General features: G+C 63.7%; 21 protein-coding genes. 13 read left to right on the top strand and 8 right to left on the bottom strand.

The genetic code is table 11. The features are described 5' to 3' along the window. Positions 1-2 precede the first annotated feature (2 nt). The 6 genes from puuE (at position 3) to NKJ94_RS23415 (ending at position 6,467) form a co-directional block, all read left to right on the top strand. Positions 3-905: an allantoinase PuuE gene (gene puuE, locus NKJ94_RS23440; RefSeq protein ID WP_352528285.1), complete on the top strand. Its 903-nt coding sequence runs from the start codon at positions 3-5 to the stop codon at positions 903-905. Between the two features lie 5 nt (positions 906-910). After that, positions 911-1,849: an NAD-dependent epimerase/dehydratase family protein gene (locus tag NKJ94_RS23435; protein ID WP_352528283.1), complete on the top strand. Its 939-nt coding sequence runs from the start codon at positions 911-913 to the stop codon at positions 1,847-1,849. A 146-nt stretch (positions 1,850-1,995) separates the two neighbouring features. Beyond that, entirely contained in the window at positions 1,996-3,090 is a 1,095-nt protein-coding gene (locus tag NKJ94_RS23430) for a sugar ABC transporter substrate-binding protein (RefSeq protein WP_352528281.1), read from the top strand. A gap of 8 nt (positions 3,091-3,098) precedes the next feature. Continuing rightward, a complete protein-coding gene (locus NKJ94_RS23425) occupies positions 3,099-4,676 on the top strand; it encodes a sugar ABC transporter ATP-binding protein (protein ID WP_352528279.1) in 1,578 nt (525 codons plus the stop codon). After that, positions 4,673-5,692: an ABC transporter permease gene (locus tag NKJ94_RS23420; protein WP_352528277.1), complete on the top strand. Its 1,020-nt coding sequence runs from the start codon at positions 4,673-4,675 to the stop codon at positions 5,690-5,692. Before NKJ94_RS23425 ends, NKJ94_RS23420 begins: the two co-directional genes overlap by 4 nt. 22 nt (positions 5,693-5,714) lie before the next feature. After that, entirely contained in the window at positions 5,715-6,467 is a 753-nt protein-coding gene (locus NKJ94_RS23415) for an SDR family NAD(P)-dependent oxidoreductase (RefSeq protein ID WP_352528275.1), read from the top strand. A gap of 58 nt (positions 6,468-6,525) precedes the next feature. Here the strand turns inward: NKJ94_RS23415 and NKJ94_RS23410 are convergent, their stop codons facing one another. From NKJ94_RS23410 to NKJ94_RS23375, 8 genes are all read right to left on the bottom strand, one after another. After that, the gene (locus NKJ94_RS23410) at positions 6,526-7,422 is read right to left on the bottom strand and encodes a DMT family transporter (protein WP_352528273.1); all 897 of its coding nucleotides are present in this window, start codon (positions 7,420-7,422) and stop codon (positions 6,526-6,528) included. A 113-nt stretch (positions 7,423-7,535) separates the two neighbouring features. Beyond that, positions 7,536-7,895: a RidA family protein gene (locus NKJ94_RS23405; RefSeq protein WP_352528271.1), complete on the bottom strand. Its 360-nt coding sequence runs from the start codon at positions 7,893-7,895 to the stop codon at positions 7,536-7,538. 164 nt (positions 7,896-8,059) lie between these two features. Further along, positions 8,060-9,712, bottom strand: a complete 1,653-nt coding sequence (locus tag NKJ94_RS23400; protein ID WP_352528269.1) for a 5-guanidino-2-oxopentanoate decarboxylase — start codon at positions 9,710-9,712, stop codon at positions 8,060-8,062. Further along, entirely contained in the window at positions 9,709-10,941 is a 1,233-nt protein-coding gene (locus NKJ94_RS23395) for a hydantoinase/carbamoylase family amidase (RefSeq protein WP_352528267.1), read from the bottom strand. The genes NKJ94_RS23400 and NKJ94_RS23395 overlap by 4 nt, the downstream gene beginning before the upstream one ends. Before the next feature lie 48 nt (positions 10,942-10,989). Further along, positions 10,990-11,787, bottom strand: coding sequence for an amino acid ABC transporter ATP-binding protein (locus tag NKJ94_RS23390; protein ID WP_352528266.1), 798 nt, complete (start codon positions 11,785-11,787; stop codon positions 10,990-10,992). Then, on the bottom strand, positions 11,787-12,623 hold the full coding sequence (locus NKJ94_RS23385) for an amino acid ABC transporter permease (RefSeq protein ID WP_352528264.1): 837 nt from the start codon (positions 12,621-12,623) through the stop codon (positions 11,787-11,789). The genes NKJ94_RS23390 and NKJ94_RS23385 overlap by 1 nt, the downstream gene beginning before the upstream one ends. Before the next feature lie 39 nt (positions 12,624-12,662). Next, the gene (locus tag NKJ94_RS23380) at positions 12,663-13,493 is read right to left on the bottom strand and encodes an ABC transporter substrate-binding protein (RefSeq protein WP_352528262.1); all 831 of its coding nucleotides are present in this window, start codon (positions 13,491-13,493) and stop codon (positions 12,663-12,665) included. A gap of 81 nt (positions 13,494-13,574) precedes the next feature. Further along, a complete protein-coding gene (locus tag NKJ94_RS23375; RefSeq protein WP_352528260.1) occupies positions 13,575-14,489 on the bottom strand; it encodes a polysaccharide deacetylase family protein in 915 nt (304 codons plus the stop codon). Positions 14,490-14,691: 202 nt separating this feature from the next. Here NKJ94_RS23375 and NKJ94_RS23370 point away from each other — a divergent pair, with 202 nt between their 5' ends. The 7 genes from NKJ94_RS23370 (at position 14,692) to NKJ94_RS23340 (ending at position 22,534) form a co-directional block, all read left to right on the top strand. Then, positions 14,692-15,282: a TetR/AcrR family transcriptional regulator gene (locus NKJ94_RS23370; RefSeq protein ID WP_352528258.1), complete on the top strand. Its 591-nt coding sequence runs from the start codon at positions 14,692-14,694 to the stop codon at positions 15,280-15,282. Between the two features lie 202 nt (positions 15,283-15,484). After that, the gene (locus NKJ94_RS23365) at positions 15,485-17,083 is read left to right on the top strand and encodes a zinc-binding metallopeptidase family protein (RefSeq protein ID WP_352528256.1); all 1,599 of its coding nucleotides are present in this window, start codon (positions 15,485-15,487) and stop codon (positions 17,081-17,083) included. Between the two features lie 26 nt (positions 17,084-17,109). Next, complete coding sequence (locus tag NKJ94_RS23360; RefSeq protein ID WP_352528254.1) at positions 17,110-17,565, top strand: hypothetical protein; 456 nt, start codon at positions 17,110-17,112, stop codon at positions 17,563-17,565. Positions 17,566-17,590: 25 nt separating this feature from the next. Further along, a complete protein-coding gene (locus tag NKJ94_RS23355) occupies positions 17,591-18,874 on the top strand; it encodes an alanine racemase (RefSeq protein ID WP_352528252.1) in 1,284 nt (427 codons plus the stop codon). A 6-nt stretch (positions 18,875-18,880) separates the two neighbouring features. Beyond that, positions 18,881-20,098: a pyridoxal phosphate-dependent aminotransferase gene (locus NKJ94_RS23350; RefSeq protein ID WP_352528250.1), complete on the top strand. Its 1,218-nt coding sequence runs from the start codon at positions 18,881-18,883 to the stop codon at positions 20,096-20,098. Next, complete coding sequence (locus tag NKJ94_RS23345) at positions 20,095-20,997, top strand: DMT family transporter (RefSeq protein ID WP_352528248.1); 903 nt, start codon at positions 20,095-20,097, stop codon at positions 20,995-20,997. The genes NKJ94_RS23350 and NKJ94_RS23345 overlap by 4 nt, the downstream gene beginning before the upstream one ends. A 73-nt stretch (positions 20,998-21,070) precedes the next feature. After that, on the top strand, positions 21,071-22,534 hold the full coding sequence (locus tag NKJ94_RS23340; RefSeq protein ID WP_352528246.1) for an amidohydrolase family protein: 1,464 nt from the start codon (positions 21,071-21,073) through the stop codon (positions 22,532-22,534). Positions 22,535-22,545 lie beyond the last annotated feature (11 nt).

Here is a 22,545-nt window from a genome sequence, read left to right as displayed (position 1 = left end):
CCGTGACCTACCCGCGCGACCTGGCCGGCTATGGCCGCAATCCGCCGGACCCGAAGTGGCCCGGCGGCAAGATGCTCGCGGTGCAATTCGTCATCAATTACGAGGAGGGAGGCGAGCATTCGATCCTGCACGGCGATCGCCAGAGCGAGGCTTTTCTCACAGAGGAGCCCACTGTCGCCTTCGCCAATATCCGCAACATCAATGTCGAATCCCAGTACGAATATGGCAGCCGTGTCGGCTGGTGGCGCCTGTACCGGCTCTTCACCGAGCGCAAGCTGCCCGTGACCATCTTCGGCATCGCAACTTCGCTGCAAAAAAATCCTGAAGCGGTCGCTGCAATGAAAGAGGCGAATTTCGAAATCGCTTCGCACGGCTTGCGCTGGATCCAATACGCGGAGATGCCGGAAGAGCAGGAGGCCGCGCAGGTCGCCGAAGCCATCCGCATCCATACCGAAGTCACGGGCTCGCGGCCGACGGGCTGGTACACGGGCCGCATGAGCATCAACACGCGCAAATTGATCGTCCAATCCGGCGGTTTCGTCTACGACGCCGATTCATTTTCCGACGACCTGCCTTATTGGGTCGACGTCGGCGGCCAGGACCATCTCGTCGTCCCTTATACCCTCGACAACAATGACGGACGTTATGTCAACACCTACGGCTATCAGTCGCCGAGCTTTTCCGCCTACCTGATCCAGGCTTTCGATTTCTTGCGGCGGGAGGCGCAGGTCGCGCCAAGGATGATGAGCATCGGCCTCCACACACGTATCGTCGGGCGGCCCGGTCGGGCCGCAGACCTGGAGCGTTTCCTCGACCACGTTGCGGCCGCCGACGACGTCTGGGTAACGAGGCGCATCGACATCGCCGAACATTGGCGGGCCACGCACCCGCCGCGGCTCCGGTAACGGCAATGGCTCGCGCGGTCCTGATAACCGGCGCCGGCGGGTTTGTCGGCTCCAGAACGGCAGAGGTTCTGGCGCTGAGCGGCTGCGAGGTTGTCGGTCTCGATATGTCACCGGATCCGGATAGGAAGGTCGTCGCCTGCGATCTTTGCGATCGGCAGCGTTTGTGGAGCGTGGCGTCGTCGCACGACTTCGCCGCGATCATCCACTGCGGCGCCATCTCAGGCCCTTCGCTCTACCGCGACGAGCCCGACCTGGTCGCCTGGACGAATATCCTAAGCACTGCGAATCTGCTGGAATTTGCCCGGAAACGATCGGTTCCGCGTTTCGTCTTCGCGTCCTCGGCAAGTGTCTACGGCCGTACACCCACGGATCTTCCCGTGAGCGAGGAGCGTGCCCTGCATCCGTCCTCGGTCTATGCGGCCAGCAAGATCGCGGGCGAAGCGCTCCTCGAGGCCTACTGTCGGCAATACGATATTTCTGGCGTCAGCATGCGTATCGCGGCGGTCTACGGCCCTGGGCGTCCAACGGCATGCGCCATCCGTGACATGATCCTGGCCGGGCTGAAAAAGGAGCCGTTGACGCTGCCTTTCGGCCGCGGCCAGCGCTACCATTATGTTCATGTCGACGACGTTGCCGCCGCGTTGAGCGCCGCCGTTCATGCACCGTCCTTGGGCGCGCCTGCCTACACGATCGCAGCCGATCAGGGCATTGTGCTGAGCGCGCTTGCCGATCTCGTCCGGGAGATCGTGTCCGGCCCACCGATTGCCGTTGGCGCCGCCGAGGACCCGCTTTCGGATCCGCAAGGTCCTTACGAGCTCGATGCGGCGGCGCGCGATCTGGGCTGGCGGCCCGCCATCGATCTGGCGAGCGGCATTCGTTCCTATGCTGAGTGGCTCACATCAGAAAACATGAAGATTCCGCTTCAAATCAATTCGGTTGCGTGAAATGTCCGGCGTCACGATCCTAACCTGCGCAAGAAACTGCGAACTGCTCAACCGCTGACGGGCAGAATCCGGGCCTTTGGTATTGAGCAGGCTCGCAATCACAACAAATCCGCCGAAGGCGGATCATCCAGAGAGGGATGCATACCATGATCAAATACATTGCCGGCCTTGCCGGCCTCACAACCGCTTTCGGCCTTGCAGCGATCGCCCCAGCCGCGGCAACCGACCTGGACGCCATTCAGGCCAGCATCACCGAGCATCAGAAATTGCCGGTCTTCGCTGCGCCCGGCGAGGCGTTCGATGCCAAGGCCTGCATGAGCGGCAAGAAGGCGATGGTCGTACCCTTCTCAAGCGCGGTCGAGTTCACCGGCGCGGTGGCGAACCGCATGACGGAGATCGCAAAGGAGATCGGTTTTCAGTACGACCACTACCAGACGCAGGGCCAGCCCTCGCAATGGATCCAGGGTATCAACCAGGCGATCACGCAGCGCTACGATCTTGTCGATGTGCTGATGTCGGACCCGCGCGTTCTCGTTCCGCAGGCAACGCAGGCGGATCAGGCGGGGGTCAAGATCGTGGCCGCGCATGCGTCCGGCTTCGACACTCCCGCCCCGGCGCCCTTCCAGAACGTACAGATCGATTACACTCAGGCTGGGCGCCTGATGGCCCAATGGGCGGTTCTCAAGACCAAGGGCAAGGCGAATGTGCTCGCCATCGTCGCCGAGGATTCCTTCTCCGCCAATTCGCTCAAGAACGGCATCAAGGAGATCATGGACAAGTGCGAGGAATGCAAGGTCCAGTACCTCAACGTGCCGGTCACCGACTGGGCAACCCGCATGCAGTCGACGGTGCAGGCGGCGCTGCTGCGCGATTCCTCGATAAACTACATCCTGCCGATCTATGATGGCATGGCGCAGTTCGTGGTTCCTGCCGTCGAACTCACCCAGTCCGCGGACCGGGTCAAAATTGCGACTTTCAACGGCAGCCCCTATGTGCTGCAGCTTGTTCAGCAAGGCAGCGTCGAGATGGATATCGGCGAAAGCATCGACTGGGTGGCGCATGCGATCGTCGACGCCGAGATGAGGATGCTTTGCGGCTTGCCGTCGGTGAAGGATCCGAAGGTGCCGCTCTATATATTCGATGCATCGAACGCCAGCACGGCCGGCACGCCTCCCCAGATCTCCACCGGTTACGGCGACGCCTATGTCGCCGGCTACCGCAAGCTCTGGGGCCTGGAATGATGTCGCGGATGGCGACTGACGCAAGCGTCGCCAATCTGGTCATCGAGGGGCTGACCAAGTCCTTCGGTGGCGCCAAGGTCGTGAACGACGTCACGCTGACCGTGAACCATGGAGAGATCCACGGTCTGCTCGGCCATAACGGATCGGGCAAGTCCACACTGATCAAAATGCTTTCCGGCGTCTACGCGCCGGACGGCGGCCGCGTGACGCTTGGCGGACGCGAACTGCCGCTGCCGCTGCCTCCCGGCGAGTTCAACCGGTACGGCATATCAGTCGTCCACCAGGCGCTCGGTCTGGTGCCGTCGCTCTCGGTCACGGAAAACCTGCTGGCGCGACGTCTGGTCCGCACAGCCAATCCGATGATCCGGTGGCGGCAGGCGCATCGCGAGGCTCGAAAGATTTTCGCCGACTATGGTCTCGCCATCGACCCCGAAATGCCCGTCGCCAACCTCGCGCCCGTCGAGCGTGCCCTCGTTGCGATCGTGCGCGCGTTCCAGGAAATCGCAGAAACATCCGGCCGCGACGGTGGATTGCTGATCCTTGACGAACCCACGCCATTCCTGTCGCGCGACGATGTCGATCATCTATTTTCATTGATAAGAACGTTGGCGCAGCGAGGCACGAGCGTCATCTTCGTTTCGCACGACGTCGACGAGGTCAAGGAACTGACCGACCGCGCCACGGTGCTGCGCAATGGCAGCATCGCGGCGAGCCTCACCACCGCGCAGGCCTCGAAAGCCGAATTCATCGCCGCGATCGTCGGCCGCGATCTGGCGATGGAGCGTCTGTCCCCGGTGTATCGAGGCGGCGCCGAGGCGCTTGTCGTGAAGGGCCTTGCCAGCGAAAGCCTGCCGCCTTTGGATATCGCTGTCGGGGCAGGCGAAGTGCTTGGCCTGACCGGCCTCATAGGCTCTGGCTACGACAGGATCCCATACCACCTCTTTGGTGCCATGCCTGCGACGGCAGGCGATCTGCGGCTTGGCGATCTTGCCTTGCCGCTGGCGGCGATGACGCCCGCTCGGGCCATAGGCCACGGCATGGTGCTGGTTCCAGCCGACCGGCAACGAGCCGCCATCGTCGAAGGCTTGACCGTGGCTGAAAATCTGGCGGTGCCGGCATTCGGCCGGTCCCTGCCGGCTTATTTCGTGACGGCGCGCAAGATCGTTCGCCACGCCGCCGATCTTGTGCGGAATTTCGATGTTCGCCCGCCTGATCCGAGCCGGTTGATACGTGATCTCTCGGGCGGCAACCAACAGAAGGTCGTGCTCGCCAAATGGCTTCAGACCGAGCCGCGCGTGATCCTGCTGGACGAGCCGACGCAAGGCGTCGACGTCGGAGCGCGCCATCAGGTCTATGGCTTCATTCGTGCTGCTGCCGAACGCGGCGCCGCCATCATCTGCGCCAGTTCCGATCATGAACAGCTGGAGATGATCTGTGACCGCGTGCTCATCTTCAGTCACGGCCGCGTCGCGACGAGCCTGTCGGGTCGCGAAGTGACCAAGGCCGCGATTACCGAGCGGTGTCTCGACAGCCTGAGCGGTGTCCTCGCAGGCGAACCTGTCCTTCTCAAAGAGAATTCCCCATGACAGAAGCAACCCCAGCCGCCACCAGCAAATCGAATATGAGCGGGGTCCAGCGCAATTGGCGCCGCGGTTTTCTGACGGAGCTGGAGCGGTTCGCTCTGCTCATCGCCTGGCTTGTCATCATCGCTATCTTCGGCATCATTTCCCCGGATGCGTTCCTGACCTGGCCGAACTTCTCGACGATATTCGGCTCGCAGGCCGTTCTGGTGATCCTGACCCTTGGCCTGATCATTCCCTTGACGGCGGGGGACATCGATCTTTCCGTCGCGCAGGTCCTGACGCTCTCGTCGATGGTGATTGCCGTCCTCAATGTCGGCCACGGCTGGCCGATCGGCTGGGCGATCGCGGTCGCATTGGCCGCCGGTTTGCTCACCGGCCTGCTCAATGCGTTCTTCACGCTGTATTTCCGCATCCATTCGCTGATCGTGACCCTTGGAACCGGCACGTTCCTGCATGGGATCACCTTGTGGATCAGCAACTCGCGCACGATTGGCGGCATCGACTGGAGCCTTGTCAACGCCGTCATCCTGACCCGCTTTCTGGGCATTCCCCTGGCGTTTTATTACGCGCTCGCCCTCGCGCTGCTCCTGCTTTACGTCTTCGAGTTCACTTCCCTGGGCCGCAAGGCGCTCTTCGTCGGTCGCGGTAGGGACGTGGCTCGCCTGTCCGGCATCCCCGTCACGCGTATGCGCCTGATCTGCTTTCTCGCTTCCGGTGTCTTCGCCGCCATAGCTGGTGTGCTTTATGCCGGAACCTCCGGCTCGGCTGATCCCAATTCCGGTACGCAGCTGATGTTGCCGGCTTTCGCCGCGGCCTATCTGGGCGCGACCTCGATTTCCCCCGGGCGCTTCAACCCGATGGGATCGGTGATCGCCGTCTATCTTCTCGTCACCGGCATCACCGGACTTTCAATCCTCGGGATCGATACCTTCGTTCAGGATCTCTTCTACGGCGGCGCCCTGGTTATCGCCGTGGCCCTGTCGCAACTCGTGCGCGGACGTGAAGAATCTCTCACCTAGCGCATTATTGCGGAGCTCGTGAATGCAACGACTAAGCGGTCGCAGCGCCCTGGTCATCGGGGCCGGCATCGGAATTGGGCGAGCCGTCGCTCTTGCCTTCGGCAAGGAAGGGGCGCGCGTCGCGATAGCCGATTGCGGTGAGGATCAACACAGGGAAGAAGCTGTCGCCGCGATCGTGGCGACCGGCGCCGAAGCTTTTTCGCTCCAATGCGACGTGACTGTCGAAGCCGATGTGTCGGCGGCGGTGAGACAGACCATCGACCGCCACGGCCGCATCGACATATTGGTCAACAATGCCGGCATCGGCCAGCCGGCGGGCGATTTCCTCACGCTGGACTGGACGGATTGGCAGAGGCTGATCGACGTCAATCTGCGGGGCGTCGCCTTCGGCATGCGACAGGCACTGCCGCCGATGCTGAAACAGCGCTACGGCCGCATCATCAACACGGCCTCGCAACTTGCGCACAAGCCGGCGGCCGGTGCTGCCGTCTACAGCGCCACCAAAGCCGCGGTGGTGGGACTGAGCGTCGCCGTCGCGCAGGAGGTTGCCGCCCACGGGATAACCGTCAACTGCGTCTGCCCAGGCCCAACTGATACCGCGACATGGCGGGCCAGCGATGCCGATTGGAGGCGGTGGAAGACGGAGCAGCTTCCCATTCGACGCGTTGCCGAACCCGATGAGATCGCGCCCGCTTACGTCTACCTTGCTTCGGACGAGGCGAGCTTCATGGTCGGCCAGAGCATTTCGCCGAACGGCGGCGACGTAAGCTGGTAGCACTGATGTTGCTCTTCGTAGAGCAGCGTCGACCTATCCTGATTTGATATCACGCCGATCATAGTTTCACGACGGGCAAACCCACCCGCCGGCGCTCGAGCGCGACCATCAGCACGCCCGAGACAAGGATGATGGCCGCGCCGAGGATCACGGACAGTGATGGGACTTCCGAGAATGCGACGAAGCCGACCAGGAAGGCGAAAACCAGCGCCGTATATGCCAATGTTGCCACGAGGTGCGCTGGCGCGCGTTTTGCCGCGGAATAGAGCGCATATTGGCCCAGTCCGCCAAGGACGCCCGAGAGGATCATGAGATATGTATCCCTTGCATCCGCCGGGTAAGGCAGCCAGGCGAGGATCGGCGGGGTCGCGGCGGCGAATACGAGATTGGTGTAGAACACCTGCACCAACGGGCTGTCCTTCGCGGCCATGCGTCTCAGCATGACAAGGGAAACGCTCCAAAGCATCGCGGCCGCAAGCGCCAGCAGAACCGGGATCGTGACGTTCAGCGTCGGCACATCGCTGGCGATCATCACGCCCGCCAAGCCGAGGCCGACCGGCAGCCACTGTGCCGGGGCGAGCGGCTCGCGCAGGAACGGTCCCGACATGAGCGCCACGAAGACCGGCGCGACAAAGTAGAGGGTGATGAGTTGCCCAAAGGCGAGCGTCTCGGCAGCGAGGTAGAAGCAGAGCCATGCGGCGAGGATGATCATGCTTCGCGAGGTGAGTTCAGCCTTGCTGTGGCTTCGCAGGACGCCGGAAGTGGCGCTTCGGCGGCTGAAGATCATGATCGCCGCGACGACCGTCAGGCTGCGCACCATGAGGATGGTCCATCCCGGAACGCGGCTGACCACTGCCAGAGCGTCCTGCACGGTCATCAGAAAAAATGCGGTGAGAGAAATGCCGGCGGCCGCCAGAAGCGGAGTGGAGGATCTGGCGATGAGGCGCTCGGACATTTTCAGGGCATTCTCTTGAACGGCAGGGAACGCCCGTGTCTATCCGATCGCCGCGCACCAGCACAGGCGCTAAACACAGCGAATTCGGTGCCGGGCTGGCGCCACGCGCCGGATCAGGATTTTACGGCGAAGACCTGGATCTCGATGCGCAACCGCGGATCGGCCAGCCGAGCTTCCACGCAGGCGCGGGCAGGCGCGTGGCCCGGCGCTATCCAGGCATCCCACACTGCATTCATGGCGTCGAAATCCGTGACGTGGGCAAGCCAGACATAGGCATGAGTGATGGCGGATTTGTCCGTTCCCGCCTCGCTCAGCAAGGCATCGATCCTGTCGAGGATATTGCTGGTTTGGCCGGCCAGATCGAGATCGGGATTCGACGAAACCTGCCCGGCCAGGACCACCATTCTCCCCGAGAGGGGAAACTCGACGATCTGACTCATTCGCTGATTGGTGTGGCGTCTTTCGATGGTCATCTTCACTCCAGGAGCAGGTTTCAGGGGCATTCAAATTGGAGCCCTAAGTTCGGTGTTGCGCGAAGTCTGGATGGCGCTGCACGGGTCGGGCAACGAAGCAACCACGTTCTTTATAAAGGACAGTATTCTTTTAAGGGAAAAGATGCCCAAACGCTCTTCTGCTGTCAACCGCTGGCCTGTGCGGTTTCGTCGATCTGGCGCGTGGGGCGGTCGAACGCCGCAACGTAGGTTGCTTCATCGATCTCGATCACTGTCGGCCGGCGTGAGGCGAGGGCGGCCGTCACAGCTGCCGCCAGCGCCGCAGGATCATCGGCTGTCATATGCGCCCAACCGTAACCCCCGGCGAGCAAACGAAAGTCGGGGGTGTGGATATCCACGCCGAGCGGCGTGATCGCCGCGCCTTCCATGTAGGATTTGATCTCTCCGTAACCCCGATTGTTCCAGAGGACCATGACGATGTCGGCTTGAGCCTCGACGGCCGTCCCCATTTCCGCGAGGGAAAACTGGAGGCCGCCGTCGCCTACCAGCGCAAACACCGGTCCGTCCGTCTGTCGACCGAGCCGCGCGCCGACTGCGGCCGGAAGAGCATAGCCCAGCGTGCCATAGCCGGTCGCGGAGGAAAAGAATTGTGATGGAGCGGATGCACCGAAGGCGAGGCAGCCCGCATAGGCCGGCTGGGTGGAGTCTCCCACAATCACCGCATTGGTCGCGCTATCGCGCAACAGGTCCAGCAAATTGAGGCAAGCGCGCTGCTTTCGCAGCAGGCTGTTGCTGACGGCCGCCCGTGCCCTTGCCGTTCGAAGCGCGCCGTCTCCGGCTTTCCGCCCCTCGATGCGTTCCGCCAGGCGCTCGGCAAAATCGCGGGCGTCGGCAACCACCGCAAGGTCGGGCAAGCGTCCCCGCACTGTCTGTTCGGGATCGATGTCGCAACGCACTAGACGACCGGTCAGCTCACGGTGATTGGCCAGGCGGTCCTCGAAATCGGTCGGCCCGAGTTCAGTGCCGATGGCGAGGATCAGATCGGCCGCGGCCATCACCGATGCGCCGACGTCACCTCCCGGCCAGATCGGCAGCGCCAGCGGATGATCCTGAGCCAGGATGCCGCGCGCGTTGGTCGTCATCAGCACGGGCGCATCGAGACGTTCCGCCAACGTCAAGATGGCATCGGCGGCTGCTGTCGCGCCGCCGCCTACAATGATCAATGGCCGCGAGGCCTGCGCGCACTCCTTCGCTGCCGCCGCCAGACCGGACTCGGCGGCCGCCGGGCGATCCGGTACAGGCAGTGTGCGCGCCGGGCCCAGGCGCGAGGCGTCGACCGACAGCAGGTCGACCGGGATCTCGATATGAACCGGCCGCGGGCGAGCCGATGCAAATATCGCGAAGGCACGGGCCAGTACCGTGGGGAATTCGTCGATGGTCAGTACGGTGTGGCTGAACGCAGAAACCTGCGTCATGAGCTGCCGCTGATCCGGCAATTCATGCAGATGGCCTGCGCCCGACCCCATCGATCCAGCCGGGTTGACCGTCGAGATCACCAGCATCGGGATGGAATCGCCATAGGCCTGCCCCATGGCCGTCGCGATGTTGGTCAGCCCGGGGCCGGTGATGATGAAGCAGACGCCGGGGCGACCGCTTACTCGCGCATAGCCGTCGGCCATGAAACCCGCGCCTTGCTCGTGTCGGGCGGTCACGTGTCGTATGCTGCTCCCGGCGAGACCTCTATACAGCTCTACCGTATGTACGCCTGGAATTCCGAACACGGTGTCCACGCCGTTGGCGGCAAGCATTTGCACGATCCAGGTCGCGAACATTGTCATGATGCTGCTTTCGTCAAAAGCCTGGCGCAGGCGCTTGCAAGCGCGCGGCACCCGAGCACGAGATCCTCGTCCCGGGTGTTCTCGTCCCAGTGATGGCTGATCCCGCCGATGGAAGGCACGAACAGCATGCCGGCCGGCATCACCTGCGCGAGGATCTGGGCGTCGTGGCCGGCGCCGCTTGGCATCCGGATGGCGCGGCCCGGCGCAACCTCGTCGGCCGCGCTTTCCAGAGCCTCCTTGAATGCGGCGCTCATGGCATGCGGAGCCGAGCGGCTCACCAATTCCATATCGGCCGAGCACGGGCCCGCGGCGTTGGTTTCGTCCACGAGGTCGCGCAGCGCCACATCCATGCGCCGAAGCACCTCCGGATCGGCGTCGCGCAATTGCAGCATCATCTCGGCGAGATCGGGAATGATGCTGACTTGGCCGGGCTCGAGCCGCATTTTGCCGACTGTCCACACCGTGCGCTCACCGGCCAGCACGCGAAAGCGTTCCTCGACGCGATGGATCAACGCCACCAGGGCCGCACCGGCATCCTTGCGGACCGCCATCCGCGTCGTACCCGCATGATTGCGCTGGCCGCGGAAAGTGAGCCGATATTGCCATATGCCAACGATGGTGGTGACGACGCCAACGGCGAGACCGTGGGCGTCGAGATAATCGCCTTGCTCGATATGCGCTTCCAGATAGCCGAGATATCTCCCCGGTTCGATCCTGAGCCGCTCGCGTCCGCCAAGGCCGGCGTCCGTCAGTGCTTGGCGCAGCGGCTTTCCGGTCGTAGCGCAGCGGGCCGTATCGATCTCCTCCTCCGAAACCTCTCCAATTGCCGAACGGCTGCCGAGGAAGCTCGCGAAATGCGCTTCTTCGTCGGCCCAGTCCACCGGTTCCACCGCGATGTCGGATCGGCCGCTTTCTGCAACGGCGCGTGCAATTTCAATAGCATAGACCACGCCCATCGCACCATCGAGCCAGCCGGCGTAATTCTGAGAGTCCGAATGCGAACCGACCAGCAGCCTGCGGCGCTGCCCTGCCGCCGTGCCCAGAATGTTCCCGGTGCCATCCATTTGGGGATCGAGGCCGGCCGCCTTCATTCGGCCCATGATCCAGCGACGGGCTGCCATATCCTGCGGCGAGAATGTCGGGCGATGGACGCCGGTGCGATAGGCGCCGAAGCTCGCGAGTTCTCGCAGCTCCGCGAGGAGACGTTGAGGATTTATCTCCAGCTTCATTGGATACCTGTTCTTGAACCGTCTGAGATACCGTTCCGGCCGCTGTCGCTACGCAGCCTCGGCCTTGCCCGAAAGGACGGCGGAGAGGAAGGCGCGGGTGCGGGGCTCAGCCGGATTGTCCAGAACTTGCCGCGGCGTGCCGGTTTCGACGACCTTGCCTTCGACCATGAAGATCAGCTTGTCGGCGACCTCGCGGGCGAAGTTCAACTCGTGGGTGACGATCACCATCGTCATCCCGCTGCTCGCCAGGTTGCGCATGACCGCCAGCACTTCGCCGACCAGTTCCGCATCGAGCGCCGAAGTCGGCTCGTCGAAGAGCATCAGCTTCGGCTTCATCGCAAGCGCGCGGGCAATCGCCACGCGCTGCTGCTGTCCCCCGGAAAGCTGCGCGGGATAGCTCCCGGCCTTTGCCGCCAGGCCGACCCGCGACAGGAGAGCTTCGGCCTCGGCGATGGCCTGGGCCCTGGGATGGCCCAGGACTTGCACCGGCCCTTCGATCACGTTTTCCAGCGCGGTCATGTGGGGGAACAGATTGAAACGCTGGAACACCATGCCCGTGGCGCGGCGCTGGCGGGCAATCTCTCGCTCGCTCAGCCTGTGGACGACCCCGGCCTCCACGCGGTAGCCGACCAACTCGTTGTCGAGATAGAGGCAGCCTGCGTCGATGCGCTCGAGCTGGTTGATGCAGCGCAGGAATGTCGTCTTTCCCGAGCCCGACGGGCCGACGATGCAGACGACCTCGCCGGGCAGAACGTCCATGTTCACGTCGCTGAGGGCATGGAAGGATTGAAATCGCTTGCCGACGCCTCGCGCGCACACGATCGGAAGTTGCTCGCCGACGCCCATCAGTGTTTGCCTCCGTTGACGAAGCCCCGCGACACGCGCCCTTCGATCCACATCTGCAGGATCGAGAAGAAGGAGACGATCACCAGATACCAGATCGTAGCGACGAACAGCATCTCCATGATCTTGGTGTTGACGTAGTAGATGTCCTGCGCCGTGCCGGTCAGTTCCAGGAAACCCACCACGCTGGCCAGCGCGCTCATTTTCAGGAGGCCGATGAATTCGTTGCCGAGCGGCGGTATAACCACGCGCAGCGCCTGCGGAAGCACGATGCGGCGAAACGTCAGCGCGTAGCCCATGCCGATCGACTTTGCCGCTTCGTGCTGACCGGCATCTATCGACAGGAGACCCGAACGGATCACTTCCGACGTATACGCGCCTTCGTGCAGGCTGAAGGCGATCAGCGCCGCGACGAACGGTGTCATCACCGTCACCGTCGGAGCCTGCCAGAGGCCGGGGATTCCGATCACCGGGAAGATCAACGCGAGATTGTACCAGATGAGAAGCTGCAGGAGGATCGGCGCTCCCCGGAACAGCCATGTATAGAAAGCCGCGGCCATCGAGATGACCGGATTGTGCGACGTGCGCCCGATAGCCGTAGCCGTGCCGATCAGGACACCGAGCGCCATGGAAATCACCGACAGCACGATGGTCATCGCCACACCATGCAGCACGCGTGGATGGAAGATGTAGTCGCCGACGGTCGCCCAATCGATGTTGCCGACCGCGAAGGCCCATACGATGTAGCCCAGAGCGACGACAAGAAGCGTCGCTCCGAACCAGCGCCCATAGTGATGAGGTCGCGCGTGCGGAAGCGCGGATATGTCGACACTTTCCAAGGCAAGCCCCTTTCCTGGCACCACGGGGATGGAGGCGCCTTACGGCGCCGCTCCTGCGTTCAGCGTGGGCTTTTCGATAGCGCTGGCGCCCAGCTTCCATTTCGCGATCAGCTCGGCATATTTGCCGCCGGTGAACACCTTTTCGGCAGCCGCCAACACCGCGTCGCGCAATTCCGGGTCTTCCTTGCGAAAACCGATACCCAGCTTCACATTGGTAAAGGGTCCGCTGAGCGTGCGAAAGGGGCCTTCCTTGCTGGCTAGGACCGTCGGGATTGCCTCGGTTCCCTGCACCGACCCAACGGCCCGTCCCTGATTGAGATACAGGAATTCCGACGCCATATCCGTGTCGGTGATCACCTGGATTGCCGGCAGGCCGGCAGGGATGCAGTTCTCGGTGCTCCATTTTTCGACCGAGCCCGGATACGAGGTTCCGCGGTTTGCCGTCACCACCTTGCCGCACAGGTCAAGTGGCTTCTGGATATCGGTATTCTTGTCCAGTGTGAAGAACACGGCGCCGGCATTGAGATAGTCGACAAAATCGAAGTTTTCGCGCCTCGCAGGCGTGTCGTACATGCCGCTGATGATCAGGTCGATGCGCTTCGATTGCAGGTTGGGCGTCAATCCCTCGAAGCGGGAATGGACATATTCGAGCTTCACGCCAAGCTCCTTGGCGATGGCGTTTATCAGATCGACGTCAAAACCGACCAGCTCGCCCGATGCCGGATCGACGTATTCCATCGGGGGATGATCCCGCTCGATGCCGACTTTGATGATGCCGGCCTGGGCGATGCGCTCCGGCAGTTGCTGCGCCCAGCCTGCCGCCGTCGAGAGCAGCATGACGGCGGAGAGTCCGATTAGATGTTTCAGCATAGGTTCCCCTTTTTTCTGAACGACGCGGGAGGCTTGTCTCTCTGTTGCGCCGGCACCCGCACCGGCTGACAGTTTCGTGCGTCACAAGACCGGACGCGCGATCTGCGGCACGGGCTTTTCCCAAAACGGCAGGCGCTCGCGACGTGGCGACCACTCGCCCCGGTCGATGAGGCCGCGGCTATGGGCCGCTATCTCTTCCATGGTGGCAAACCAGACGCCGCCCTTCGCAACCATGTATTCCAATAGGTCCACCATGGCCTGCGCCCGCGCCGGGCGGCCCGATACGAAAGGATGCCAGACCGACGACCACAGGCCGCCATTTTCCCAGGCGGCATCGAACTCGGCGCGAAAAACCTTCATCGCCTGTTCCGGAGACTGGATCGGCAACAAATGGTTGAAATCGCGGCTGTTCATATATTGCGGCCAGTCGTCCAGCGCGTGGTCCGACGGCAATTCGATCATGGCTCCGCGGTCGCTTTCGATCAGGTAGGGCACGTCGTCTCCCGAAAGCGAAGCGTCGTAGGAAAAGCCTTCGTCCAGGAGCAAATTGAGTGTATCCGGCGAGAACGCGCCCGAGGGGCAGCGATAGCCGGCCGGACGCTTGCCGGTCACGGCTTCGATCGCCTTGATGCCTGCCCGCAGGACCTTGGCTTCGTCGGACGGCGTCAGGCTGTTGACGCGTTCATGCAGCCAGCCGTGATGGCCGATCTCGTGTCCGGCTTCGACCAGCGCTTCCACGGCGCGCGGATAGGTCTCGATGCACCATCCCGGCACATACACGGTCTGGCGAATACCGAAATGCTGCCATATCCGGACCAATCGGGGCACTGCGACGTTGGCACCGTAGCGCAAGGTGGACGAGAGCGTGATGCGGCGGCGCGAATCCTCCGGATAATAGAGGTGCAGCAGGCTTTCGGCATCGAAATCGAAGGCGAAGCAGACGGCGCAGCGCGCTCCGTTCGGCCATGCCGGAGGGTTGTCGATCAGCTTGAGCATGCCTGCCTTCACGGGTTTGAAAAGCGTTGTTTAGGCGCTCTTGATATTGCCCGCTGTAAATTTAGTGTCAACTCTATTATTTGAGTTGAGGGTAGATAATTGCCCCTCGAACGTGGTTTAAGGATGGAACGATTTGATTCACGGAGGGCGGCAGATGGCAAAGGGTCTTTGGGAAAAGCACAAGATCAAACGCACAGAGCAGGTGCTCGATGCGGCGGACGCGCTTTTCCGCGACCAGGGCTATGAAGAGACCAAGATCGAGGAAATAGCCGAACTGGCGTCCGTCGCCTCGGCCACCGTCTACAATTATTTCAAGAACAAGCCGAACCTGCTGATGGAGATCGCGCTCCGCCACATCCGGGCGGCGGTGCCGGAGCGACGCGAATTCATCGCCAACATCCCGGACGATCCGATGGAAGGCATCATAGAGTTCGAGAAACTGCTGGCGGATCAGGCCGTGCGTCATCTGACTCCGGAATGCTGGCGGGTGGTGATGTCAGCGCAATTTGTGGACACGGACGGCGTCGCGCACCGCACGGCGCGTCGGCTCGACCTCATCATACGACGCCAGTATTCAGCGATCCTCGCGGACTATCAGAGGAAGGGGCGGATTCGCGCTGATGTGGATATTTCGGTGCTATGCGACATCCTGATCGGGATCGGCAATGCGGCGCTCGCCAAGCTTGTCACGTCGCCGGCGATGCAGGTGGAAACCATGCGTGAAATCGGGCTGCCGCATTTGCGGCTCGTCCTGTCGGGCGTCACAACGTCCCTGACACAGGCAAAAAATTAGCAGCTTGCTCCATTTTTAGATTTAACTCCAAAATTTCTATTGCGAGACGCCGGCTCTTGGCATAGCTTCAAGCTGTCAGGTTCGAGCCCCGCTCCGCCTGCACCCTTGAAAAGACAGTTTTGCCTAACGCCGGATGTTCCGCTTCCGGCGTCGGGGATTGCTATGCTGCGCGACATTAGCGCGGCGCTGAACACGGTGCACAATGTCTGTCGAACCTCTCTCCATTCCCCAAAAATCGGCGCTCGCTTTTCTCGCATCCTCCCATGCGGCGCTGTCGCGCGATCACCAGACGATCTGGTCTTTCCACGAACCTTCGTGGCGGGAGTACCGGTCGTCGCAATGGTATGTCGACCGGCTGCGCGCGGAAGGCTTCGACGTGGAGCAGGGCTCGGCCGGAATGCCCACCGCCTTCTGCGCGCGGTGGACGAACCCGGCGGGCGAGGGGCGCGGGCCTGTTGTGGCGGGCTATGCGGAGTATGATGCGGTGCCGGGTCAGTCCCAGGTGGCGGCGCCCTACCGCGCGCCGCGCCCGGGCACGACAAAGCACGCCGCGGGACACACCGACCCGCACTCGGCCCTCGGCCTGGGTTCATTCGCCGGTTTCCTTGCCGCCAAGCATGCGATGGAAGCGCATGGCGTGGCCGGCACCCTCGTATTCTTTGGCGAGCCGGCGGAAAAGATGTGCGGCTCCAAGCCGGTCCATGCGGCGCACGGCTATTATGACGGGCTCGATGCCGCTATCTCGTTCCACCCGCATTCCTTCAACGCCCTGACCAACGGCGTCTTCTGGGACACGACCAGCGCACCCTATTGGAGCAAGATCTACACCTTCGAATGCGAGGCGCCGGAGACCTGGCAGAATGAGGGCCATGGCGGCAGCGTCGCGCATGCGCACGCCACCGCGCGGGCTCCCGGCGCCATCGACGCCGTCTGCCTGATGTACACCAATTCCAAGCTGATGAAGGAATCCATGCTGCCGCACACGGGCACCTGGACGCTGAATGAATTCATCCCTGTCGCCGGTCAGGCCGCCGCCGACAATCTCGCTCCGGCCTATTCGCAGATCCAGTATTCGATGCGTGCGCCGACCCTCGAAATGTGCGCTGCCGCCTTCACGGTGCTCGATCGCAACGCGGCGCATGTAGCGGCCATGACCCACTGCTCGGTAAGCTCGGCCTGGATCACCAAGACACGCGCCGGATTGCCCAACCATGCGCTGGCCGAGGCGACGTTCCGCAATTTCGAACGCGTGGGGGCGCCGCAGTGGAGCGAGAAGGCCAAGGAGTTCGCAAGGCAAGGCCAGCGGCATCTCGGCCATGAAGCGATGCCGGAACCGTTCATCGATAACATGACCCGTCTCACGCCGCCCGCCGAAGCCGAGGCGGCTTTCCGCGGCCAGCTTCCGGCCTGGCAGTTCAACTACGCGGCCGACGACTATGTCGACTACACCTGGCATGCGCCGACGGTGCGCCTCTACGTGGCCCGGCCGACGCTAAAGGCGCCGGCTTCGGGCGCCCGCTATCCCGAGTGGCTGCGCCACGCGATGAACGGCGATCCGGATTGCATCGATCCGATGTGGAGCAAGGCGGCGCAGGTGATCTCGACGACGATCCTCGACCTGATGACCGATCCGTCCATCCTCCGGCGCGCGCAAGCCGAGTTCCGCGAGCGCACCGGCGGCGGAATTGGCGGCTCCAGATGGGTGGCGCCGCTGCTGCCGTCCGACTTCCAGGCGCCGACCGGCTATAACTGGCCCGAATGGGTGGATACGCCCCGCGGGCGCGAATGGTCGATTCTCTGATTTCCTTCAACGACAGGAGCAACAAAATGCCCGTTCCCAGCCATGACGACGTCGTGCAGTTCGTCGCGAACAACCGCTTCCCGTTTCCAGGTCAAAAGACCTGGCCCGCCGACTACGTCACGCTGACCAATGCACCGGCACGCCAACGGTCGGTGCCGGCCGAAGGCGGTGAGTATTTTCCTGACATCGTCGTCATCGACGCCAAGGGAAAGACGCGCGAGATCGGCGATGTCGAGGAGGTGCTGGATTCCGCCAAGGTCGGTTTGTGGAAGGCCGCATCGGCGGCCGGCGACGAATTGCCGGATTATGGCACGCGGATTTTCTTCCTCTATGTGCCCGCCGGAAAGGAAGCGGAAGCTCAGAAGCTTCTGGACGACAACGGCGTCGCCTATGCGGGCGTGCGCGGCTATTCGGCCGATGCTTCCGGCAAGGTCGTCATCGCTCCCTTCGTGACGCGCGGAAATCCTTACGACCATCAATGATCGCCCTCCGGCGAAGGATAGATCGATGACCAGCGCGACGCTCGGCGGCCATCTGCGCGGCATGCCCGCGGCTATGCAAGATGGCACCGCGGCCGAGCTGGTATCGCTGCGCCTCGATCCGGCAGCGGGGCAGATGAGCCTGCCGCTGCTCACGCTCGACGAGGCGGTGTTCGACAGCAATGCCAAGGCTTTTTTCGGCTTTGCCGTAAAGCATGGCCTCGGTGTCTTTCCGCACCTGAAGACATCGATGGCGCCGTCGCTTGCACTGCGCCTGCTGGCCGCGGGGGCCGACGGCATGACGGTCGCCGATGCGAGGCAGGCGGCGGTGCTGCTCTCGCACGGCATTACGCGTGTGATGTTGGCCAATCAGATCGGTGGCCGTGGCGCTGCACTGCGCCTCGCAACCCTCCTGGCCCGCTATCCCAAGGCCGAGCTGACGGTCTTCGTCGATTCGACGGAAGGTCTGGCGGCGCTGGCCGATGCCTGGCGCGACCGCGCCGATCTTCCCCGGCTCGGCATCGCCGTCGAGGTCGGCAGGGGCCGGGGCGGCGTGCGTTCGCGACAGGCCGCGCAGGCCCTGATCGACGCCGTGCTCAATGCCGGGACGTCCGGAACGAAAGGTCTCTATCTCGAAGGCGTGGCTGCTTATGAAGGGGCTGCTGCACTGCCGGGTTTCGACGCGCCGGCCGTCGAGGCTTCGATTGCGGAGCTCCTCGATCGATTGGCCGATGCCGCAATCCACGCCCGGGCCCGAATGGATCCAGCCCGCTCCCTGATCGTAACGGCGGGCGGCTCGGCCTATTTCCATCTGGTGGTGCATCTCGCACCTGTGATTGCCGATCTCTTGCCGGCGCGGCTCGTCCTCAGAAGCGGTGCCCTGTTCTTTCACGATCACGGTATCTATGCCCGCGCCATGGCGGCCATGACGCGCCGAAACCCCGACGGCCCCTCCGGCTCCTTCCGTCCCGCCTTGAAGCTCTGGGCGGAAGTGCTTTCGCGACCCGAGCCCGGCCTGGCGATCCTCGGCTTCGGCATGAGGGACGCTCCTGTCGACCAGGGTCTCCCGGTGCCGTTGCAGCTTCACCGCGATGGCAGGCTCGTCGCGGCGGCGCTCGCCGGCTGCACGATCGACAGGCTCAACGACCAGCACGCTTTCATGTCACTGCCGCCAGCGACGGAACTCGCTGTCGGCGACATCGTCTCGCTCGGAATTTCTCACCCCTGCACCTGCATCGACCGCTGGCGTCTCGTCTGGGGCGTAGGTCCAGACGGGCGGGTGAGCGCGGTACATCCCACTTACTTCGGGTAGCCGGGCATGACGTCGATCTCGGGACTTTCCTCCGCCGACTGGCGCGCGCGGCTGAGCGCTGAAGCGGCAGCGGCGCCGGCAAGCGGCATCGCCGAAGTGATGCGCCATGGCTTCGGCCGCAGCGGCATCATTCCGCTCTGGGTCGGCGAAGGCGACCAGCCGACGCCGGCCTTCCTGTGCGAAGCCGCAGCCGCCGCGCTCGCTCGTGGCGAGACCTTCTACATGCCACAGGCGGGGCTGGCCGAGCTTCGCGGCGCGCTCGGCGCCTATCACGACAGGCTCTATGGCGGGCTCTTCGGCGCGCCATTCCGCGCCGAGCGGTTCTTCGCGACCGGATCCGGCATGCAGGCCATTCAGATCGCAATCCGTCTCACGGCGGGAGCAGGCGACGAGGTGATCGTGCCGACCCCGGCCTGGCCGAACTTCGCCGCCGCCGTCGGCGTGGCGGGCGTGGTGGCGCGCCAAGTGCCGCTGCATTTCGCCTCGACCGGTTGGCACATGGATCTCTACGACATCGAACGGTCGATCGGGCCCCGCACACGGGCGCTGTTCCTCAACTCGCCTTCCAATCCGACCGGCTGGACGGCGAGCGAGGCCGAGTTGGGCGCGATCCTCGATCTCTGCCGCCGCCACGGCCTGTGGATCATAGCGGACGAGGTCTATTCGCGCTTCACCTATGACCCCGCACGGCGGTCGACGCCTTCGCTGCACAGCGTTGTCGCTGCCGACGACCGTGTGCTGTTCGTCAACACGTTTTCCAAGAACTGGGCGATGACCGGATGGCGGATCGGCTGGATCGAAGCGCCCGAAGCGCTCGGGCCTGCCGTCGAAAACCTGATCCAATACGCCACCTCCGGTGTCGCCGTCTTCATGCAGCGCGCCGCGGCACTGGCGCTGAACCAGGGCGAGGTCGCGCTCGCCGCGCTCATGGAAAGGGCGCGTGCCGGCCGCGACATCGTCACCGGTGCGTTGGCGCGACTCCCGGGCATAGACTTCGCGCCGCCCGGAGCTTTCTACCTGTTCTTCCGCGTCGACGGCGTGAGCGATTCCACCGCTTTCGCCAGCGCGCTGATCCGCGAGGCCGACGTCGGTCTGGCCCCCGGCTCCGCTTTCGGTTTGGGCGGCGAGGGTTTTTTCCGTCTTTGCTTCGCGCGCGATCCCAACGACTTGCGGGCGGCCTGCGGCCGCTTCGCCGATTGGATGGCGGCCAGGTCACCGGCATGATCCGCGCTGGGGCGCAGACCCGCGGCATCGTGACGGTCTGTCTTGCCATGGCTCTGTTCGCCGCCAACGATGCGACGATCAAGATCCTGGCGGAGCGGCTGGGCCCCGCCCAGGTCATGCTGCTGCGCGGCTGCGTCGGCGGCGCAATATTGCTCGCCCTCGGCTTGGTACTGGGTATCGGCCGGCAGCTTTGGATGGCGCTTCGCCCAGCCGTCCTGCTGCGCGCCTTATGCGATGCGATGGCAAGCGTGATGTTTGTAATGGCTTTGGTCGGCATGCCGGTCGCAACGATCACCGCCCTGATTCAGCTCGTGCCCATTCTGACCAGTGTCGCCGGGGTTCTGATGTTCGGGGACGTGATGACGCGCCGCCAGAGCCTGGCATTGGCCATCGGGCTGCTTGGGGTCGTCATGATCACCCGCCCCTCGGCGGAGGGCGTCGGCATGCACTTTCTCTTCGGCATTGCCGCTATCGTGCTCCTGACCACCCGCGACGTGATAACGCGCGGCAGCGCACAGCGCGTTCCCTCGCTCGTTGTCGCCACCTGCGCCACCCTTGCCATTCCCGTCATCTCCATCCCCCAGCTATCCGGCGAAACCTGGCATGCGGTCGATCTGGAGAGCGCGGTGCTGATCGGCATGCTGGGGGGGCTGGTCGCCGCGGGAAACCTGCTGATGATCGTGGCGGTGCGCTCGGCGCCGCTGCCGGCGATCGCACCCTATCGCTACAGCGCCATCCCTTTTGCCCTGATCGCCGGAGCAGTTCTGCTCGGCGAATCTCCCGACGCGCTGATGCTTGCGGGGACAGGCGCGATAGCTCTCGGCGGCGTCCTCGCCTTGCCCCGCGCGGTCGCCGCGCCCGCTGCCGAAAAGACTGAAGCCGGCCAAGAATCATCTTGACAGGAAAGGTCCGACGCAACACAGTGTCCCGTAATAAGAATACAGTTCTATATACAGAACAATGGGAGCTCCGATGACCACCGACCGACTGCCCTCCGAGAGAGCAACCATCACGCATGTCAAACAGGCGCGCACCGTGGTCGGCTGGGACCAGGAGGCCGGGTGCCACGTCTATATGCGCGACGTCGACGTTGCCTTCTCGCTGGACGGCATCCTGCATGTCGGACCGAACTACGACGGACCCGCTGCCGAGACGATCGACGGCAGCCGCTATCTCGTCATGCCGGGCCTGGTGGACATCCATTCGCATCCGGGCGAGGAGCCGCTGAACAAGGGGCTGTGGGACGAGGTCGGCAGCCCGCGACTCTACAACTCCTCGCTCTACGAATATCTCACCGTGCTCGACCGCGATGCCGACAGCGCGCGCGCCTGTTACGGTGTTGCGCTTTCCGAGCTGCTGCTCTCCGGCGTTACCACGCTTTGCGACCTGGCGGTTCCCAGCGAAGGATGGCTCGACATTCACGCGGAATCCGGCCTCCGCGTTTGCGTGGCGCCGATGTTCCGCTCCGGACGTTGGCTGACCCGCGATGGTCATCGTGTCGAATACGAATGGGATGAAGCGGCAGGTCGCCTGGCCTTCGAGCGCGCGCTGAAGGAGGTCGACCTGGCTGAACGGCATCCGAGCGGCCGTCTGACGGGCATGGTCACTCCAGCGCAGATCGACACCTGCAGCGAAGGCCTGTTGCGCGACGCCTATGCCGAGGCCGAGCGGCGCTCGGTGCCGTTCCAGACGCATGCCGCTCAGTCGATCGTCGAATTCCAGGAGATCACGCGGCGCCACGGCCTCACGCCGATCGGCTGGATGTCGGAGCTCGGCGTCCTCGGCCCTCGCACCATCATCGGCCACGGCATCTTCCTCGACCATCATCCCTGGACGCATTGGGAGCGGACCGGCGATCTGGAGCGGCTTGCGGAAGCCGGCGCGACAGTGGCCCACTGTCCAACAGTGTTCGCGCGCCGCGGCATCTCGCTTAATCATCTTGGGCGCTATCGCGAGGCCGGCGTCAACATCGGCATCGGCACCGACGTCTATCCGCACAACATGCTCGATGAGATGCGGCTTGCCATCTATGCGGCGCGGCTGACGGCCGGCAATCCGCGGGAAGCGCGCCTTGCCGACGTCTTTGAGGCCTCCACGGTAGGCGGCGCCAAAGCGCTCGGCCGCGATGACATTGGCCGCCTGTCGCCCGGATGCAAGGCCGACATCGTGCTTGTCGATTGCACGGCTCCCGCCATGCAGCCGTGCCGGGATCCGCTGCGGTCGCTGGTCTTTTCCGCGTCCGACCGCGCCGTGCGCCACGTCTATGTCGATGGCCGGCCGGTGGTGCGCGACGGCAAGGTGCTCACCATCGACCATGCCGCCGCCGCCGCCCGTCTCGCCGAAGCGCAGCTGCGCGCCATGGCGACGATCCCGCTAAATGACTGGGCCGGCCGCTCGGCCGACGAACTGTCCCCGCCGGCGCTGCGCTGGATCTGACCTTCGCACCG

The sequence above is a fragment of the Mesorhizobium sp. M0060 genome, assembly GCF_040323155.1.
Classification (GTDB): domain Bacteria; phylum Pseudomonadota; class Alphaproteobacteria; order Rhizobiales; family Rhizobiaceae; genus Mesorhizobium.
Note: the sequence above shows the minus strand (reverse complement) of the source record. Positions and strands in the feature narration are given on the sequence as shown.

Coding starts and splice junctions, on each gene's coding strand:
- NKJ94_RS23350 (WP_352528250.1), top strand. CDS start 18,881: ATGACGTCGATCTCGGGACTTTCCTCCGCCGACTGGCGCGCGCGGCTG.
- NKJ94_RS23355 (WP_352528252.1), top strand. CDS start 17,591: ATGACCAGCGCGACGCTCGGCGGCCATCTGCGCGGCATGCCCGCGGCT.
- NKJ94_RS23405 (WP_352528271.1), bottom strand. CDS start 7,895: ATGACCATCGAAAGACGCCACACCAATCAGCGAATGAGTCAGATCGTC.
- NKJ94_RS23410 (WP_352528273.1), bottom strand. CDS start 7,422: ATGTCCGAGCGCCTCATCGCCAGATCCTCCACTCCGCTTCTGGCGGCC.
- NKJ94_RS23400 (WP_352528269.1), bottom strand. CDS start 9,712: ATGACAATGTTCGCGACCTGGATCGTGCAAATGCTTGCCGCCAACGGC.
- NKJ94_RS23425 (WP_352528279.1), top strand. CDS start 3,099: ATGGCGACTGACGCAAGCGTCGCCAATCTGGTCATCGAGGGGCTGACC.
- NKJ94_RS23360 (WP_352528254.1), top strand. CDS start 17,110: ATGCCCGTTCCCAGCCATGACGACGTCGTGCAGTTCGTCGCGAACAAC.
- NKJ94_RS23430 (WP_352528281.1), top strand. CDS start 1,996: ATGATCAAATACATTGCCGGCCTTGCCGGCCTCACAACCGCTTTCGGC.
- NKJ94_RS23435 (WP_352528283.1), top strand. CDS start 911: ATGGCTCGCGCGGTCCTGATAACCGGCGCCGGCGGGTTTGTCGGCTCC.
- NKJ94_RS23345 (WP_352528248.1), top strand. CDS start 20,095: ATGATCCGCGCTGGGGCGCAGACCCGCGGCATCGTGACGGTCTGTCTT.
- NKJ94_RS23415 (WP_352528275.1), top strand. CDS start 5,715: ATGCAACGACTAAGCGGTCGCAGCGCCCTGGTCATCGGGGCCGGCATC.
- NKJ94_RS23420 (WP_352528277.1), top strand. CDS start 4,673: ATGACAGAAGCAACCCCAGCCGCCACCAGCAAATCGAATATGAGCGGG.
- NKJ94_RS23390 (WP_352528266.1), bottom strand. CDS start 11,787: ATGGGCGTCGGCGAGCAACTTCCGATCGTGTGCGCGCGAGGCGTCGGC.
- NKJ94_RS23380 (WP_352528262.1), bottom strand. CDS start 13,493: ATGCTGAAACATCTAATCGGACTCTCCGCCGTCATGCTGCTCTCGACG.
- NKJ94_RS23365 (WP_352528256.1), top strand. CDS start 15,485: ATGTCTGTCGAACCTCTCTCCATTCCCCAAAAATCGGCGCTCGCTTTT.
- NKJ94_RS23375 (WP_352528260.1), bottom strand. CDS start 14,489: ATGCTCAAGCTGATCGACAACCCTCCGGCATGGCCGAACGGAGCGCGC.
- NKJ94_RS23395 (WP_352528267.1), bottom strand. CDS start 10,941: ATGAAGCTGGAGATAAATCCTCAACGTCTCCTCGCGGAGCTGCGAGAA.
- NKJ94_RS23340 (WP_352528246.1), top strand. CDS start 21,071: ATGACCACCGACCGACTGCCCTCCGAGAGAGCAACCATCACGCATGTC.